Consider the following 16,200-nt stretch of genomic DNA (forward strand, 5'->3'; position numbering starts at 1 on the left):
TTAAGGTTTCAATTCAGGCCGCCTGCACCTCATGAGCGGGCCGGGCGACCAAGGGTTCTAGATACAAATCGGCAACTTCCTCGGGATGCGGATCCGAACCGATCCAGCTGGTTAGCCCCAATTGGGTCGTGGCCCCCAACTGCGCTTGCGGGACATCTTTGCCGTGCAGGACAAGGTTCACATCCCAATCGAGTTGATCTCCGATATAATTGCGCACAATCGCCCGCAGCCGTTCCAACGCGGGGGAGCCGGGCAACAGGTTTTGATAATCCTCCATCGACAGGGGTCCAATCCGCAGACGGAACTTCGACGACTGCGACCAAACCCGCGCCCCGATACAGGCGGTCTGCCCCAGTGTTGCAGGCCCGCCAAGGATCCAATGATCGGACGGCTCAAGCGTCAGCCATTCGCCAACAAATTCTTCCAATGTCACGGGCGCGTCAAAGAAGCCGTTGAGGATCGCGACCAGCCCATCGGCATTGCGCGGTCCATTGGCCAGCAACCCGACATAATGGCGTTTCGCCATTTCAGGCATCGCGTCCCGGTTCCGCAGGTTCTTGCCGTGATACCCACCCAGCGCCGCGATCTTGTTTTCGGTTTCGCTGTTCTCGCCGCGATCAAAGGCGGCTGTCGGCTGGCCCTGCACCCAAGCGCGATACAGCAGGGTCATCAGCCGGTGCGTCAGCATATCGGCAAAGGCCACAAAGGTAGGATCGTTGTAGTTCAACTTCCGGCTGCGGGCATATTCCGTCAGGTGCAGCGGCAAAGGGCCATGTGGCCCAAAAAAACCGAAAAAGAAGTTTCGCAGTTTTGACGGTCTCGCTTTGGTAGGTTTGTCAAAGCCCTGGATAGTTGAGGGTGGAAACCCAAGATAGGGTTCCTGACCAAAACGCACACCATCCTGCCGCGGACGCCGGGACTGGCCGAACCGCGGGCCGCCCTGCCCCTGTGCATCAAGAAGGCGCATGGCGTGGAAAATATGATGGGCTTCGGGATCACGGATCAGACGTTCAAGGTGGGTCAGATCGCGCGATGTGTCCCCTTCCTTGGTGACCATCTTGTGATCTCTCCTCTTTGTTGGGTTTTCAGGACCATCTCGGTAAAACTGTTGATGGTCGCATATTTTTGAAAGAACCGCTCCAACACCGCCGCGAGGGACAGCACCGAACTGCCCTCGAACAGGGTTTCGTCCAGTTCCAGCGTGATTTCCAGGCCGCGCACTGCGGTGGACAAGGTGCCCTCATGGATGCGCCGGACAATCGGGCGTGTATTGACTGCGACGATCCCTTCAAGTTGCTGCTCCATCGCGCGGTCGCCGATGGGCGCGTAAAGTCCAATGAGCTCGCGAAGCGCCGCCGCGCCGCCGCCGTCGGCCCCGGTGTCATCCGAGATTGACAGGTAATTCAGGCTCAGATGGCTGACCGCCCGCCAGGCAGCATCCCCCTGGGCAATGCAGGGCTTGGGCTTGGTTGGGCCGACAGGCGTTCGAATTGTCGTAACCGGCCCGCCTTCGGGCAAGTGAAACACGTTATCAACCCCATTGGGCAGCAGCATCGGCAGATCGCGGTTGGTCACCATCGCCTCAACTGCCAATTGGCCAAGATGGGCCGGATAGGGCGCTTCATGCGCATCCACAATCGACAGATAGCTCTCGGAACCAAGGTAATTGGTGCGCATCCCCTTGAGGGTTTCGGCTGCGCTGCGCTGGCGCAAATGGCGCTTGTGGGTGTAATACGCCCCGCCCCCACCCGCCGCTGCGGTCATCTCATCGGCGGAATAAAACGCCTTCAGCGGCAGATCGTCTTTGCCTTCTTTGCTGATACCCGTGACTTTGGAAATTGAAAAAACCTCGAAATCCTTGGGCGCGGTTCGGTCCGCGACGAGGTGATATTCTGTAAACCGCTCGGACACGGGCACGCGGTCACATCGTTTCGGGAAAAGATTGATCGCAGGCACACAATGCAGCTTCAGCGCATCCGGCGTGATGTTCGGCGCAATCTCCGGCTTGCTGTCCCGCATCAGGAAATAAAGATCAAGACTGTCTTCATCGCAGCGCGTGATCACCGATTGCAGGCCCGACACCTCAACAAACAGATTGCGTTCCGGCATCGCAAAATGTTCCTGCAACAACCTGTAGCCATCAAAGGACGGGCGCGGCGTGGGCAACAACGCCTCATCCCGGTCCAGGCCGCGTGGGCGGATCGGGTTTTGCAACCTTTGGGTCCAGCCGTCCCGCCGGTTCGGCGATTTGGCCACCACGGTTGCGGGGCTGGCGCAGAGCATTTCGAACAAGGACCAACCGGTGCTGAGCTGTCCACCCAGAAAGAACGTCAGCCGATCCAGCGGCAATTCCTTGATCGGCAATCCGCCATGCCGGGTCAGCCTCAATCGGACAGCGGCGCGGGCGTCGGGGTCTTGCGCAACGCCCGCGGCAACCAGCGCACCGCGCCCGTCGATATATTCCGCCTCTGTCACAGTGATGGGCCACAAATCCAAGTCATGGGCCGTGCGGAACTGGCAGGCTTTTTGAGCACCGCTGACCGTCTTGGACCGCAACGTGGTGTCGCGGGGCAGCTCATAGCCCTGCGCGAGGTCGGCATTGGTCAGATCGGGAAGCAACTCTGCCACCATCATCGAGGGTGTCGGCGCCAGAAAATGTGGGAACACCACGTCAAGCAAATGGCTGGTGAAGGCCGGATATTGCATCTCCAGCTCTAACTGGACACGCGCCGTCAGAAACGCCGTACCTTCCAGCAATCGCTCAACATAGGGATCTAGGATTTCGAGACCGTCCATGCCCAGGCGCGAAGCGATCTTGGGATAGGCATCTGCAAATTCCGCGCCCATCTCCCGCAGGAAGGCAAGCTCGGTCTCGTAATGTCTCAGCAGGCGGCTATCCATCGTGGGTTATGCCCCCTGCTCTAGCGTGACCTGACCGGTTGTGGTGTCAAACTGGCTGCGCAGATACAATTCGGTCGGCAGGGGCTGGGCCCACATATCGCCGACGATATCAAAGGTGATCACCGGCTCGCGCTTGGCATCCTTGGTCCGGCTGATCACGTTAAGGGATCCATCAATCAGACGCGGCTCAAAAAGTTCGACAGCCTTTTGAATGGCATCGCGCACATTGGCCGCACGGCGCAGGTTTGCGTAATCGCCCGTCGCGTCCGGCACACCATAGTTCAGGACCGATTGCGAGACATTGGGATAGAGATCGGCGTCGATCTCGCTGTCAATGTTACCGGTGTTCAGCAGCCAAGACAGATCACGCTGAATGATCTCGCGCAGACGCCGGATATCGATCATCCGCTCCGATGCTGTTTCGGTCTTTTTGTGCGGTGCTTCGTCGGTGAGCCGATCCAGGATCGACGGTTGAAGGCGCTCTGTAAGGGTCCGATCAGCCATCCCCCTCGTCCCCATCCGGTGCCGCCGAACCGGACGGCGCAGCAAACTGGATGTTACGCGCGTCCATCAACGGAACTTCCGCCGCATCAGTCACCAAAAGCCTCTGACCCAGACCGGCAAACAACCCTTCGCCCAGATCATCCCATTGCGTGGTTCGCGACAACAGCATCGCATCCTCGCCCGTCGCCACAGTTCCGGCATAGCGGGTCGGAATGAGCCCGACCAATTCGCCGCCGTTGTTCAATGTCAGATTGGCGGCCGTCCAAACGGTATCACGCAAATCCTCCGGCGCCTCGATCCGGAGACTGGAAAGGACATTGAAGGGCATCCAGAAGTACTTGCCGTTAATGACAATTTCCAATACCGGACCCAGCCGCATATCGGCGTCCGCGATCCATTCAAAATCCTGCCCATCGATTTCGCCTGAGGCGGCAGGTGCCTTGTCAAAGGCCTCTTCGCGCAGCTGTGCGGCTTGGGCGGTATCACCTTTTGCAAGCGCCCGAAGCGCCTGTGCCAGCAAAGCCAGCCAATCCTGAGGTTCCCCAAAAATCAGCGCATCTTTCTCGCCCTTGAATACCTTCTCGCGGAATACCTCACAGATAATCGCCTCGCGGTAGGTTTGGGCCATCGGCAAGGCCGAAGCGTCCAGTTGCGCACATAGTTTAAGCTGCGCAATGGCGCGTTCCCAGTTCCCCTGCACACAAAGCAATTGAAACAGAAAAATGCGCAATTTGGCATCTTCGGGCCGCGACCGGACATCGTTCTGCAAAGCAGCCAATGCACCGGCCAAATCCCCGGATTTCAAAAGATCTTGTGCGGTATTTTCCACAAGTGCGCTCCGTCAGAAATGTGCAAGGAAGGTCGCCGCGACCAGGTCGCGGCGCACCCTTTAGCCGAACTTTGGTTCGTTCTCGGCCATGTTCCATTCGAAAGTCTTCGCAGCATCGCCGCTGCCGTCTTTCTTCTGTGGTACATATTCAACCTTGCAGGACCGGAAGTTCAGCGTGACATTTTCCGTCAGCTTGTCTTCTCCGCCCGAACCACCTGTGGACACAGATGTGATCAGAACGTCTTTCATGGAGATGATGATATATTCCAGCGGCTTTTTGCCGGCCTTGCGAACCGTCAGCTTGGCTTCAGCGAAGTGATCACCATTGGCGCAATACACCATCAGAATGGCGGATGCTTTATCCACCCATTTTGTGATCGAGATGTCTTGGAAGTTTGCCTTGCCGGAACCGCCGCCACCACCAACGTGGAAGCTGCCGGACTGGCTCATGCCCCATGACCAAGCCAGAACATCAATTTCGTTCTTGTGTTTCGCATCCTGCGATTCACCTTCAATTTCACCCGTGATATCGAGAAACATGTCGACGGCCATTACGAACGTCCTTTCATGGATAGAGCGGATCTTCCGCGTTTAAAAAATTGGCGGGTCGCACCGACAACCGGAGCGACCTCAATTTTCTTACTGTTTTTCAGAAGGCAACTTCGACACAAGCCGCAGTGAAACGGACAGGCCTTCCAATTGGTAATGCGGGCGCAGATAGAATTGCGAGCGGTAGTAGCCCGGATTTTCCTCGTCCGCCTCGACAACAACCTCGGCCGCCGCAAGAGGCTTGCGCGCCTTGGTGTCTTCGCTCGATGTGCCCGGGTTGCCGTCGACGTATTGCATAATCCAGTCGTTCAGCCACCGCTCCATTTCAGCCCGTTCTTTGAATGAACCCACCTTATCACGAACCATGCATTTTAGATAATGCGCAAAACGGCAGGTCGCGAAAAGATAGGGCAAACGTGCCGCAAGGTTGGCATTCGCTGTTGCATCCGGATCGTCATATACGGCCGGTTTATGCAGCGATTGCGCCCCGATAAATGATGCCACATCCGTGTTTTTACGGTGCAAAAGCGGCATCAGACCCGCCTTGGCCAGTTCGGCCTCGCGGCGGTCACCGATGGTCACTTCGGTTGGGCATTTCATGTCCACGCCGCCGTCATCTGTCGGGAAGGTATGGGTTGGCAGACCTTCGATTGTGCCGCCCGACTCAACTCCGCGGATACGGCTGCACCACCCATATTCCTTGAAGGATCGGTTGATGTTCATCGCCATCCCATAGGCTGCGTTGACCCATGCAAACTTGGATGAATCGCCGTCGCCGGTTTCCTCTTCAAAGGCGAATTCTTCCACCGGGTTCGACTTGGCCCCATAAGGCTGACGGCCCAAGAACTTTGGCATCGCCAGACCCAGATATTTGCTGTCCTCGCTGTCGCGCAGACTGCGCCAACCAGCATATTCCGGCGTCTGGAAAATCTTGGTCAGATCGCGCGGGTTGGACAGCTCACCCCAGTTTTCAAACTGCATCAAGGATGGGGCTGCCGCAGCAAGGAATGGCGCGTGGCCAGCGGCACTGATCTTGGCCATTTCACCAAGCAGTTCCACATCCGGCGGCGTGTGGTCAAAGTAATAGTCCCCGACCAGACAGCCATAAGGTTCGCCGCCGATTTGGTCGTATTCTTCGCCGTAAAGTTTTTTGAAGATCGGCGATTGATCCCAAGCCGTGCCTTTGAACTTGCGCACTGTCTTGTGCAGTTCTTTCTTTGAGATATTGAACACCCGGATCTTCAGCATCTCATCGGTTTCGGTGTTGTTCACCAAGAAATGCAAACCCCGCCACGCGCTTTCCAGCTCTTGGTATTCGTCATGGTGGATGATCTGGTTGATCTGTTCTGACAGCTTACGATCAATTTCCGCCACCATCGCTTCGAGCGACAGCAGAACATCCTCTGAAATAAGGGATGCGTTCTCAAGGGCTTGCTGCGCCAATGTGGTGACAGCAGTTTCAACGGCAGTTTTGGCCGTCTCCGTGCGCGGGCGAAACTCTTTCTGCAGCAGGCTGGAAAAATCAGACTCTTCCGTCTGAACCGCGCCTGCGCCGCCTTCGACTTCTGTTGCTTCTTCGGCCATGGTTTACTCCTCGTCTTTCGCGTCACCCTGATCGTCAGCCGGAGCAGCTTGCGCCGCCAACGACTTGAGCAATGCAGGATCGTTCATCGCTTTTGAAATCAGCTCTTCCGCACCGGGTTTGCCGTCCATGTAGGTCATCAGATTCGACAACTCGTTGCGCGCCTCCATCAACTTGCGCAGCGGCTCAACCTTGCGGGCAATGGCACCGGGCGAAAAATCGTCCATGCTTTCAAAGCTGACATCGACCGACAGATTGCCTTCGCCGGTCAGCGTGTTTGGTACGGAAAACGCCACGCGCGGTTTCATCGCTTTCATCCGGTCATCGAAGTTATCGACATCAATTTCCAGGAACTTGCGATCCGCAACGCCTGGCTGTTCCACTTCGGACTTGCCCGCGAGATCAGACATGACCCCCATAACAAATGGCAGCTGAACTTTTTTCTCGGCACCGTAGAGTTCAACGTCATATTCGATTTGCACCCTCGGGGCGCGGTTTCTGGCGATGAATTTCTGTGAGCTGGACATTGTCGTCTCCCCCATTTTTGATGTTTTTAATTGGCTGTCCCGCCCCGGAAATCAGAGGCGGCTTATTCGCTGTAGTCTTCTTCTATGCCTCCCACGAGGTTGACATTCTCTAGGCCCAAGGGCGCGATATCATTGACGATTGTCAGGAAATCCGCCCCGATCAACCGCCGCGCCCGTGCGAGCAGAATAGGCAATGGGCTAGAGGGTTCGTTTCGCTTGTAATACGCAATGATGCTGTCAAGGGCGCTGGCCACATCGGCGGGTGATGCGATCTGCCCCGGCGCGCTGACCGCCGCGCCGCCTGTCCCGCCACTTTGAGGCGCTTGGCCGGTTCCCGCATCGGTTTCGGCATCGCTGCCCTCGGTGGCGGGTGTATCTGCGCCGGTTTCTTTGGCCAGAATGCCGACAATATCGCCCAACATCTTTTGCAGCGGGTCAAGTGATGGACCAAAGCCAGGTGTTTTCTCAAGGAACACCGCATCAATGGCGTTCACATCTTCAAAGGCTGATCTTGCAGCGTCATAGTAGGCCATCAGTTGTTCTGATGGCGTATCCTTAAAGGCCGCCTGCACATCCGACATCGGCATCGGTGTCTCATCATCCGCTGGCGGGGTATCGCCGTTCGACACCTCAATGTCGCGCAATGTGACCTGCCCAAACGCCCGGCTGTTGGTCAAAGGTGCCCAGCGACGCAAAGACCGCAGCACAGTGGCCCGGCCCGCGAGGTTGGTAACCGCATTGATCCGCATGGTTGGATCATTGTCATCATCCGCATCCAGTTCCGGATGGCAGGTGTCCCAATGCTCCTCAAGGCAGAAACGTATAAATCTTGTGACCTCGGCAAACCCTTCCAGCCCGTTAATCCGTAGCTCGCTGTCGGCCAGATAGATCGCCGCGCGGATCTCGTGGCTGCGGTCCAGCACTTCCCGCGCCTTTTGCGCCAGCGCTTTGTAGTCCGGATCACTGCCCGCAACAATTTCGCTGCCCGCCTGGCGCTCTTCTTCCGGCTGCGCTTCAAGCTCCATCGCTGTGAAGGCCGGATCATACTCCAAATTTTCACCGCTTGGCGTTTCATCGCCATGGGTCTTCATCAAGTCAGACAAAGCACAAAACCTTAATTACTGAGGACACCAAAAGAACGAGGAACAAAGCAGACCGTAAAGAAATTATGGTACCAACTCCTGCGAGAAAAGCTAGGTCTAGAATTGGTTGAGCGGGATTTAGCAAAGAGGCCTGTCGGAAATTCCCCGTTGATACGGCACAGTTGGCCCGCATCGCAGGCTTCGCCAAACCCCGCACCTATCGCGGGGACCTCAGTTTGCATCGTGCCTTAGGGTCAGGGCCCTAGTATCGCGGTTTCTTGTAGCGGTCTGGAATATCAAAGCCGTTGGCACGTGACACCACCAACAGCGGGTCCCAAACCGAAGACAGCAGCGCATCATCCGGTTTCACGATATAGGGGCCCATTTTCTCTGCCTTGATCCGAAGGCTTTTGGCCTGCTTTTGTGACATCCCAGCGACATAGACAGCACCGCCAATATGGCCGCAGCCCAGCGCCTCATGACGGGCCGGAAAACTGACGTATGGTGCAACCAATACCGTGCCGGGACGCGCCTGTGTGGCAATCGCTTGCTCCATCTCGATCAGCAGGGTTTCTTCGCTGATTGGGCGGTAGAAATAGATAACATCGTAGTTCCCGTACCCCTCAAAGGTCAGCGCGTCTTGTTCAAACACCTGGCAATTGAGACCATCATCCTTGGAAAGCAGATGATTGGCGGCGTCCAGATAGGCGGGATCAAAATCAAACCCGTGGGTTTCCGGGAAATAGCGAAAGGCGGTCAGGACCTTGAGCCCACCACCACAGCCGACATCCAAGAACCGCACAGGTTCATTCCGGCGTTGCGCCAGGATCACCCGATAAGCGGCATGCAAATGCTCGTGAAACTCACTGTTGGACAGCGCAATATCTGGGAAACACGCGTGATCGCGGGCGGCATCGCTTTGCTCTGACGGGTTCAACATCGCATGCAACCAATGGAACACATCATCGCTCGCGCCCATCTGTGTGTAAGTCGTTTTCGCCAGCTTGGCCTGCGGCGGATAAAGCGGCAGTCGTCTGGTCTGGCGCTGTTCCTGAACCAGCCCCCGGATGGTGGCCCATCTGTTGATTTCGAGACGAAACAGATTGGTTCGGGCACCCACAACGCCCCAAACGCGTTTGATGTCCATCGCCTCGTCTGGGGTGCTCGCCGCGGCCTCTTGTGCAATCCGCGCGGTGTTCATTGCCGTCAGAAAAAGCAGGTACTCGCGGGTCAGACGGTCAATCTCTGTACACAGGAAATCCACTTGCCGTGCGTTCCGGCGGGATGGTTTTGCAAGCTCTGCCTCGAGCTTTTGAATGATCCCTTTCAGGCGCCCGTCAAACCCGCCAAGTTGCTTGAAATAGCTGTCAGGGCCGCCGCTTTGCTCGTGCATCACATTGGTCCTTTCAAAGACTGCAAATTAAACTCAGGTCGCATCACCGCACCCCTAATTGGTGCGATCGCGGATGCGCGTGGACCTCATTCTTGAACCGGCCTTGACCAAAATGCAAACTTGTCGTTCACTTTGCCCCATTGTGTAAGCGGCCCAATTCTTGGGCGAATTACCGCGCAGCCAAAGCGAAATATCGGCCCGATCAGGACAGAAACACAATGCCGGGCACGCCTGACATTGCGCTACATTCGATCAGTTCACGGCGACGCGGTCACTATTTTTGGGGGAAAGATGTGAAACGAATTTCGACAATCGCCGCAGGTGCGATCATGGGATTGATGGCAACCGGCGCATGCGCCGAAAGCGGCGATCTCACCGTGGAATTGAACAAGTTCGAACCGGGTGAAACCGGCGGATGCCAAGCGTTCTTTTTGTTTCGCAACGAGGTCGGCAAAAGCTTTGAAGGCTTTGAGATGAGCCTGGCCATTCTTGATTCCCAAGGTGTGATTGACCGGCTTTTGTCCATCGACGCCGCCCCCCTGCCGATTGAACGCACCACGTTGAAACTTTTTGCGATCCCACAGATTGCCTGCACAGACATCTCGGAGATCCTGCTGCACGACATCACGACCTGCAAACCCCAGAATGAGCCTGAGGCGGATTGTTTCTCCTTTCTAAAACTGAACAGCAAGACCACAACAAAGTTGGTCAAATAACCGATGTTTGGCTTGTTTGAGAGCATCGGAACCGGCGGTCCCATCATTGCAGTGCTGATCGTGTTGTCGGTGTTTTCCCTCACGGTGATTGCCGTCAAGACGCTGCAACTTTGGTCGGTGACCTCTGGGTCGGACCTGCGCACGGCTGCGATTGAGGCATATGCCAAGGGCGACACCACATCCGCCGCCACACAAAGCGGCGCAGGAAAGGCACCCGCAGATCGGGTTCTAAGCTACGCCATGCAAGCGCTGAAAGATGGCTATTCCGGCCCACCCTTGATGACGGAGCTCACCCGCCGCGGCAACGAGGAATTCGCGCAGATGAACAAACAGATCCAGTTTCTGGAATTGATCGCGATGATTTCGCCGCTGATCGGTCTGCTGGGGACTGTTCTGGGCATGATCCAGTCCTTTCAGGAATTGGAACTGGCACAGGGTGCGGCAAATGCCTCTGTTTTGGCGGGCGGTATCTGGCAGGCACTTCTGACCACAGCCGCCGGATTGCTGGTCGCTATTCCCGCGGCGGTCGGGGCGTCCTTGTTGTCGGCCCGCGCAGAACGCGGGGCACAATGCATCGAAGGGGCCATCGCGCAGTTGATGTTGGTCCACGAACAACACCCCAAGTGAGGCGGCAGGCATGACCCATGATCCTGCCCCAGTACTGCACCGGCCCAAACGGCCCAAGGCGCTGATTTCCATGGTGCCGATGATCGACGTCATGTTGATCTTGTTGATCTTCTTTATGGTCACATCGACCTATATCAATCTCGACATGATCCCCGCGCTGCAACGGGCAGATGATGCCCCTGACGATGCGCCACCCGCCCAAGTGGGTGGCGGCGGGGTCTTGATGGTGCGGATCGGGGCGGACGGAACACCCACCCTGCGCGGGCAAGCTTATGCGCTGGCCGATCTGAAACAGCTTTTTGAGGACAAGATACAACAGAACGCAGACCAACAGGTGCTGATCCTGCCGTCAGGATCGGCCAGTATGCAGGCGCTGGTTTCGGTGATGGACATAGCCACCCTATCCGGTGTGACCCAATTGCAAATTGTCCGGCTGGATGCCTCCCCATGAGATTGTCCCGCCGCCCATCCCGCACCCCGCCAGAGACCATCGTGGCCCTGATTGATGTGGTCTTTTTTCTGCTGGTTTTCTTCATGTTGATCGGCCGCATGGATGCAACGGCACCCTTTGATGTAATCCCGCCAACCGCATTGACCGGCGCGGATATGCCATCGGGCGGGATGACCGTTTCGGTCTCTGCCTCCGGCACTGTGGCGCTGGATGGCGCATTGGTCACGCTTTCCCAAATGGACAGCCGCCTGGCACGGGCATTGGCCGACGCCCCGCAAACCCTGATCCGCATCAACGCCAACAGTGCCGTCGAACTGCGCCATGTCCTGCCTTTGCTCAGACGGATCGAAGCCTTGGGCGCACAGGAGGTGGCATTGGTTGTCACCCCCGAACCCCACGATCCAACCCAATGATGCGCGGCGCGGGTCTTTGGGGTGCGGGCACGGTTGCCTCTGTTGCCTCCCATGCCGCCGCCGCGGCGCTTTTGATCTGGGCGATCAAACCCGGGCCCGTGGAGGATCAGCCCAAGCCGCAAACCAAGCTGAATATGACAACCTATCAGGTGGCGCGCAGCGCGGCCAAAGAAGCCACGCCAGAATTGACCGCGGCCCGGCAGAACACGGCGGAAAGCAGCAGACTTGCCGCCCATGGTCCGGCCCTGCAACGCTCGCAAGCGGTTAAGGCGAGATCCGAGAAAATACCGCAAGCCCCGCCTGTGTCCCAGACCGCACCCCGGATTGCGGCCCGATCGACGCCCCTCACCAACACAGTGGCGCAAAGCGCGCCCCCGGCGCAGGCCTTGAACCTTCCTGCCCCCACGCTGGCCAGTGCCGTGACTGTTCAAAACATCGCTCAAGCTGTTTCTGTTTCGGCAACCGAAGCGCAGCCGATCGCCGCCGCCTCTGTACAAACCCAGACAATCACCCTGCTGCAACCGGCAAGCGATACGGCAAAACTGGTCGTCTCGGCGGCCCTCACACTGCCGCCGGCACCGCTTGCAGCACCCCCTGCCCCCACCGCCAATTTGTCCACAACACAAGCCATTGCAAACACCCCTCAAGCCATGGCCAGCGCCGATGTTCCGCTTTCTGCAGACGCGGCAGTCCCGTTGGCCCTGCCTGCACTTGAGGGTCAAGCCACCCTCGCATTCGCCGCCCCGGGGGACGGACCCGTCGATCCCGTTTCGCTGACCGCCTTTCAAAGTTTTATGCGGCCCGGCGATTTGAGAGGATCTTCAAATGACGTCAAAGACGATCTCGCCTCGGTGATCAGCGGCGTCCCGTGTTCGCGCGTTCAGGTTCGGTTTGAGCCTCTGGACAATGCACTGGTTGTATCCGGCCATGTGCCGGAAGACGCCCTGCGAGGATCGGTTCTGCAGGCAATGCAGGAAAAAATGGGCGCTGACATACCAGTGTTGGACAACCTGTTGATCCTGCCCAGCCCCCAATGCGGTGCATTGGCTGGCATCGCTGGGGTCGGCCTGCCGCAATCGACCGATCAAATCACCAATCCGCTGTTGGTTGGCGATGACACCCACGCCAGGGAATTCCGATATGTCGCGGAACAGCCGATGGTTCTGACGCTGCAAGGGGCCGATTACGACGCCTACGTCTATGTGGATTACTTCGATGCGGCGGGGAACGTCATTCACCTGTTGCCCAACGCCCATACACCGATGAAGCGTGCACCGAAACAATCCGCCATAAAAGTCGGCTCGGACCGCGCCTTGCAGCCGGGAGAGACCGGATTGTTCATGAAGGTTGGCCCGCCCTACGGGCAGGAAATCGCAGTGGCCTTTGCCGCGTCAGCACCGCTTTATGACGGGGTACGCCCCTTAAGCGAGCCGGCCGCGCCCTATCTGGATTGGCTGAAGGACAAGGTGGCCGAGGCCAAATCGACCCATCCGGATTTCAAAGGGGAATGGGTCTATTTCTTTGTGTCCACCTCGGCCGAATAATTCCACGCCGCCGCCGCGAAATCAGTTCTCGGCTGCGGTTTCGCGCCGCCGTTGGCGGCGGCCAAGCTGGCTGTATTTGGTATGCATGACGTTCACCGCCCCTTGCGGTTTGAAATCTTTGTCCGGGTGCCAGCATACAATCGCCTTGCCCTTCAAATTGACCTCAAAAAGCGTGCCTTTCCAAACCGTATATCTGGCCAAGGTCGCAGAAAAACTGGGTTGATCGACCAGTTCGATATAAACCGCCAAACGGTGATCGCGGTTCTGTTCAATCACCGCCACCAGCGTATCAGCATCCTTTGAATAGGATTTTTGGGCACTCTGGAAGACCATGCCACGAACGAAATCAACCACATGCGAAATCGCCTCGATCTGGGTCCCGAATTGAGCGCCGGGAATGGCGGCATAAGCATCAAGAACACCGTCGATCCAGCCATGCGCCATGGCCTGATCAAGCCGCCCAGACAGATCCTTGGCCAGTTTATCCAGCCCTTTCGATTCCAGATTATGCAGCCCCTGCGACTTTGCCATAATGTGTCCGTTGTCTGTTCGTGCGCATCTTATCACATCCACCGCAAAGCGCGAAATCAAGGGCTCCATGGTGGCCTTTGGCAACCAATTGCGGGCGGCAACCTTGCTTTGTTTTTCCGACAGGCTTACCATCTTCCGGATAACTCCAATCGTTTGAACATCTCGCATTGCGCACAGAAATGTGTGATTTCAGTTCGTTCGATATGTTCAAATTCTCAGTGGAAAGCGCTGTATCAATGATTTCAAATAAATATACCCGCCTTGCTGTTGTCCTGGTCGCACCCCTTGGTCTGGTTGCGACGCCGGTTTTTGCCAATACCCCAAAACATGCCCAATCGCCCGATTTTCAAGACGCCCAGGCAACTGCGATTGAGTTGATCTACCCACGCTACGCACAGGTCGGCGGCGAGCCGATTGAGCCGGAGCCTGAGTATGAAATGGAAGAGGAAGAAGGCGAAGGCCCCGCCGGACACGAACCCGAGATTGAAGCGACAGATGCTCAAACTGCGGCCTTTGTCACGCAGATCCAGCAGATTGGCGACATTTGCGAAGCCGCGCCCGATGAATACCAGATCGGTTGTTATGCCGCGATGTACCGCGAGCTCGCTGCGGACATCCCGGCCAATGGTGATTATGCCGAGGTAAAACAAATCCTTGAGGACACAGCGCGGGATCTCACCTCACTGACCCGCGCCAACGCAGACAAGGCCAAGCCAAGAGTGCGCGTCAGCACAACAAAGAACAATGGTCAGACCTTGACCACGCCGCCCATCACACCGGTAAAGCCAGAAACCATGGTCCCGCTGCGGCAGGCGGCGGCAAATGTGATGGAAGAGGCCGAAACCAAGCTTTTGCGGGCGGCAAGTTCGGATGCCAAACGGGCGATCCACTATCAAAAGATCGCGGCGGCAGTCGGATCAAACAAGGTTCTGTTGCGGTCCGCGTAAGCCGCGCCAAAACAGAAACACAAGACCTGCAAAGGCCGGCCCTCGAAAAGGGTCGGCCTTATCCGTCTTCCAGGCCGTATGCCGCGCGGATGCTGCGATTGGTGCCGGGGCCAAAATCGCCATCAATGCTGCCGGCGTAAAAGGCGTTGTTCTTCAGGAGCTTTTGCAATTCACGGCGGGTTTCCTCTTTGAACATGGTGGGCCGCTGCAACAAAAGGTTCAGCACATCCTCACTGCCCGACCGCAATGCCGCATAGAGATATCCAGCCGCCTCTGGCGGGCCCTTCTTGGCGATCAGCCCATCATCAATCAATGCTGCAAAATTGAACTGCGCCTCGGGCTGGCGCAGATCTGCAGCCCGCTCGAACAGCTCAAGCGCCTTTGCCGGATCAGCCCGCAGACCCAAACCGCCCTGATAATACAAGAACCCGAGATCATTGATTGCATCGGCAAAGTCCTGGTCCGCCGCAGCGCGATAAAGCTCCAGCGCGCGTTTCTCGTCAATTTCCACGCCAAGGCCCTGTTCAAAAAGCTTGGCCAGTTCCATCTGCGCCTCTGGAGATCCTCGCGCGGCGGCCCGTTCCAGAAACTCGACCGCTGCGGCGGGATCAAAACGCGAATCTTCCGGGTTCAACCGGATATAGGCCAATCCCAGCATGGACCGCGTGTCCCCCAGATCGGCCAGCGCCAAAAGCTGCGATTCCTGATCGGGGCGCAGCTTGGACCACGCGGTTGCAGGCTCCGCGCCTGAAATATCGGGTTGGCCTTCGCTGTTGCCGGACAGATAAAACGGAGTGCCGGACAGGCTGCCGTAGGTGTGCGGCTCTTGCAAATTGCCGGTTTCCCGCAGCACCGCATCCCGGACCTGCCGGAACATCAGGCTGATCTCCAGGCCCGGCTCGGCCATCTTGTCAATCAACGCACGGGCATAGGGGCTGTTACCGCGGTTGCCATCAAGAGCGACCTGCCCGTCCTTGGCCGCAAAGGCGACCAATGTGCCGCGATCCGGGTTCGCTGCGGCAAGCCCGCCAACGCCGCGAGTGGCCTCGTCCACCGGTTGCTGGTTCGACGTGTCAGTCTGGGCAAGGCTAATCCCCCCGCCCAAGGGATTGTTTCGGCAACTGTCGAGGATCACGATCCGCATCTTTCGCGCCCGTTCCACCACGGCCAGCATCTCTTTGAGGGAAATGGATTGTTGCTGTACATCATCGTTGCTGCGTGGCCGCGCATCGATGGGGATCAGGAAATTCTCGCCCTGCACCTCAATCCCGTGCCCGGCAAAATAGACCAAAGCCAGATCCGCCGTTTCAGAGCGGAAGGCAAACTCCCGCATCATCTCACGCAGCTCAGCTGCGGTCTTGTCCAAACCCAAAGTCACATCAAACCCGATATCGGTCAGCGTCTTTGCGAGAGCCTCTGCATCGTTGCTGGTGTTGGTCAGAGGCTCAATCGACTGATACTGCGCCATGCCCAGAACCAGTGCCACCCGTTCAGGGCTGGCATGGGCCAAATGGACGGTCCCGGCGCACAACGCCAAAGCAAAGAGAAACGCACGCAGCAGAGTTTTCATAGCAGGCCAACTTTCGAAATTCCCGTTGATCGCG

The 16,200-nt window shown here is 57.4% G+C and carries 17 protein-coding genes; 6 read left to right on the forward strand and 11 right to left on the reverse strand.

Going from position 1 to position 16,200, the window contains the following annotated elements; all coding sequences use genetic code 11:
- Positions 1–13 precede the first annotated feature (13 nt).
- The 9 genes from tssG to JNX03_RS08430 form a co-directional block, all read right to left on the reverse strand.
- Entirely contained in the window at positions 14–1,057 is a 1,044-nt protein-coding gene (gene tssG, locus JNX03_RS08390) for a type VI secretion system baseplate subunit TssG (protein ID WP_203211924.1), read from the reverse strand.
- Positions 1,021–2,901, reverse strand: a complete 1,881-nt coding sequence (tssF, locus tag JNX03_RS08395; protein ID WP_203211925.1) for a type VI secretion system baseplate subunit TssF — start codon at positions 2,899–2,901, stop codon at positions 1,021–1,023. The genes tssG and tssF overlap by 37 nt, the downstream gene beginning before the upstream one ends.
- Before the next feature lie 6 nt (positions 2,902–2,907).
- On the reverse strand, positions 2,908–3,405 hold the full coding sequence (gene tssE / locus JNX03_RS08400) for a type VI secretion system baseplate subunit TssE (protein ID WP_203211926.1): 498 nt from the start codon (positions 3,403–3,405) through the stop codon (positions 2,908–2,910).
- Positions 3,398–4,234: a type VI secretion system accessory protein TagJ gene (locus JNX03_RS08405; RefSeq protein WP_203211927.1), complete on the reverse strand. Its 837-nt coding sequence runs from the start codon at positions 4,232–4,234 to the stop codon at positions 3,398–3,400. The genes tssE and JNX03_RS08405 overlap by 8 nt, the downstream gene beginning before the upstream one ends.
- Before the next feature lie 60 nt (positions 4,235–4,294).
- Positions 4,295–4,786: an Hcp family type VI secretion system effector gene (locus JNX03_RS08410; RefSeq protein ID WP_203211928.1), complete on the reverse strand. Its 492-nt coding sequence runs from the start codon at positions 4,784–4,786 to the stop codon at positions 4,295–4,297.
- An 87-nt stretch (positions 4,787–4,873) separates the two neighbouring features.
- Complete coding sequence (gene tssC / locus JNX03_RS08415; RefSeq protein ID WP_203211929.1) at positions 4,874–6,367, reverse strand: type VI secretion system contractile sheath large subunit; 1,494 nt, start codon at positions 6,365–6,367, stop codon at positions 4,874–4,876.
- A gap of 3 nt (positions 6,368–6,370) precedes the next feature.
- A complete protein-coding gene (gene tssB, locus JNX03_RS08420; RefSeq protein WP_203211930.1) occupies positions 6,371–6,892 on the reverse strand; it encodes a type VI secretion system contractile sheath small subunit in 522 nt (173 codons plus the stop codon).
- Positions 6,893–6,954: 62 nt separating this feature from the next.
- A complete protein-coding gene (gene tssA, locus JNX03_RS08425) occupies positions 6,955–7,995 on the reverse strand; it encodes a type VI secretion system protein TssA (protein ID WP_231024276.1) in 1,041 nt (346 codons plus the stop codon).
- Positions 7,996–8,236: 241 nt separating this feature from the next.
- A complete protein-coding gene (locus tag JNX03_RS08430; protein WP_203211931.1) occupies positions 8,237–9,367 on the reverse strand; it encodes a class I SAM-dependent methyltransferase in 1,131 nt (376 codons plus the stop codon).
- Positions 9,368–9,660: 293 nt separating this feature from the next.
- Here JNX03_RS08430 and JNX03_RS08435 point away from each other — a divergent pair, with 293 nt between their 5' ends.
- The 5 genes from JNX03_RS08435 to JNX03_RS08455 are packed head-to-tail and all read left to right on the forward strand — an operon-like array spanning position 9,661 to position 13,118.
- Positions 9,661–10,083 (forward strand): hypothetical protein, encoded by a 423-nt coding sequence (locus tag JNX03_RS08435; RefSeq protein ID WP_311201469.1) that lies wholly within the window; start codon positions 9,661–9,663, stop codon positions 10,081–10,083.
- A gap of 3 nt (positions 10,084–10,086) precedes the next feature.
- A complete protein-coding gene (locus JNX03_RS08440) occupies positions 10,087–10,710 on the forward strand; it encodes a MotA/TolQ/ExbB proton channel family protein (RefSeq protein ID WP_203211932.1) in 624 nt (207 codons plus the stop codon).
- Between the two features lie 10 nt (positions 10,711–10,720).
- A complete protein-coding gene (locus JNX03_RS08445; protein ID WP_203211933.1) occupies positions 10,721–11,161 on the forward strand; it encodes an ExbD/TolR family protein in 441 nt (146 codons plus the stop codon).
- Positions 11,158–11,574: an ExbD/TolR family protein gene (locus JNX03_RS08450; RefSeq protein ID WP_203211934.1), complete on the forward strand. Its 417-nt coding sequence runs from the start codon at positions 11,158–11,160 to the stop codon at positions 11,572–11,574. Before JNX03_RS08445 ends, JNX03_RS08450 begins: the two co-directional genes overlap by 4 nt.
- The gene (locus JNX03_RS08455) at positions 11,571–13,118 is read left to right on the forward strand and encodes a DUF4384 domain-containing protein (RefSeq protein ID WP_203211935.1); all 1,548 of its coding nucleotides are present in this window, start codon (positions 11,571–11,573) and stop codon (positions 13,116–13,118) included. Before JNX03_RS08450 ends, JNX03_RS08455 begins: the two co-directional genes overlap by 4 nt.
- A gap of 21 nt (positions 13,119–13,139) precedes the next feature.
- Here JNX03_RS08455 and JNX03_RS08460 read toward each other — a convergent pair whose 3' ends face one another.
- A complete protein-coding gene (locus tag JNX03_RS08460; protein WP_203211936.1) occupies positions 13,140–13,649 on the reverse strand; it encodes a hypothetical protein in 510 nt (169 codons plus the stop codon).
- A gap of 236 nt (positions 13,650–13,885) precedes the next feature.
- On the opposite strand from JNX03_RS08460, the gene JNX03_RS08465 reads away from it, so the two are divergent.
- Complete coding sequence (locus JNX03_RS08465; RefSeq protein WP_203211937.1) at positions 13,886–14,596, forward strand: hypothetical protein; 711 nt, start codon at positions 13,886–13,888, stop codon at positions 14,594–14,596.
- 58 nt (positions 14,597–14,654) lie between these two features.
- On the opposite strand, the gene JNX03_RS08470 is transcribed toward JNX03_RS08465, so the two are convergent.
- Positions 14,655–16,166: a caspase family protein gene (locus JNX03_RS08470; RefSeq protein WP_203211938.1), complete on the reverse strand. Its 1,512-nt coding sequence runs from the start codon at positions 16,164–16,166 to the stop codon at positions 14,655–14,657.
- Positions 16,167–16,200 lie beyond the last annotated feature (34 nt).

The organism is Sulfitobacter mediterraneus (assembly GCF_016801775.1).
In the GTDB taxonomy this organism is placed as follows: Bacteria; Pseudomonadota; Alphaproteobacteria; order Rhodobacterales; family Rhodobacteraceae; genus Sulfitobacter; species Sulfitobacter mediterraneus_A.

Excerpts from the sequence above, each read along its gene's own strand:
- tssG (WP_203211924.1), bottom strand. The coding sequence starts at position 1,057 with ATGGTCACCAAGGAAGGGGACACATCGCGCGATCTGACCCACCTTGAA.
- tssF (WP_203211925.1), bottom strand. The coding sequence starts at position 2,901 with ATGGATAGCCGCCTGCTGAGACATTACGAGACCGAGCTTGCCTTCCTG.
- tssE (WP_203211926.1), bottom strand. The coding sequence starts at position 3,405 with ATGGCTGATCGGACCCTTACAGAGCGCCTTCAACCGTCGATCCTGGAT.
- JNX03_RS08410 (WP_203211928.1), bottom strand. The coding sequence starts at position 4,786 with ATGGCCGTCGACATGTTTCTCGATATCACGGGTGAAATTGAAGGTGAA.
- tssC (WP_203211929.1), bottom strand. The coding sequence starts at position 6,367 with ATGGCCGAAGAAGCAACAGAAGTCGAAGGCGGCGCAGGCGCGGTTCAG.
- tssB (WP_203211930.1), bottom strand. The coding sequence starts at position 6,892 with ATGTCCAGCTCACAGAAATTCATCGCCAGAAACCGCGCCCCGAGGGTG.
- JNX03_RS08430 (WP_203211931.1), bottom strand. The coding sequence starts at position 9,367 with ATGCACGAGCAAAGCGGCGGCCCTGACAGCTATTTCAAGCAACTTGGC.
- JNX03_RS08440 (WP_203211932.1), top strand. The coding sequence starts at position 10,087 with ATGTTTGGCTTGTTTGAGAGCATCGGAACCGGCGGTCCCATCATTGCA.
- JNX03_RS08445 (WP_203211933.1), top strand. The coding sequence starts at position 10,721 with ATGACCCATGATCCTGCCCCAGTACTGCACCGGCCCAAACGGCCCAAG.
- JNX03_RS08450 (WP_203211934.1), top strand. The coding sequence starts at position 11,158 with ATGAGATTGTCCCGCCGCCCATCCCGCACCCCGCCAGAGACCATCGTG.
- JNX03_RS08455 (WP_203211935.1), top strand. The coding sequence starts at position 11,571 with ATGATGCGCGGCGCGGGTCTTTGGGGTGCGGGCACGGTTGCCTCTGTT.
- JNX03_RS08460 (WP_203211936.1), bottom strand. The coding sequence starts at position 13,649 with ATGGCAAAGTCGCAGGGGCTGCATAATCTGGAATCGAAAGGGCTGGAT.
- JNX03_RS08465 (WP_203211937.1), top strand. The coding sequence starts at position 13,886 with ATGATTTCAAATAAATATACCCGCCTTGCTGTTGTCCTGGTCGCACCC.
- JNX03_RS08470 (WP_203211938.1), bottom strand. The coding sequence starts at position 16,166 with ATGAAAACTCTGCTGCGTGCGTTTCTCTTTGCTTTGGCGTTGTGCGCC.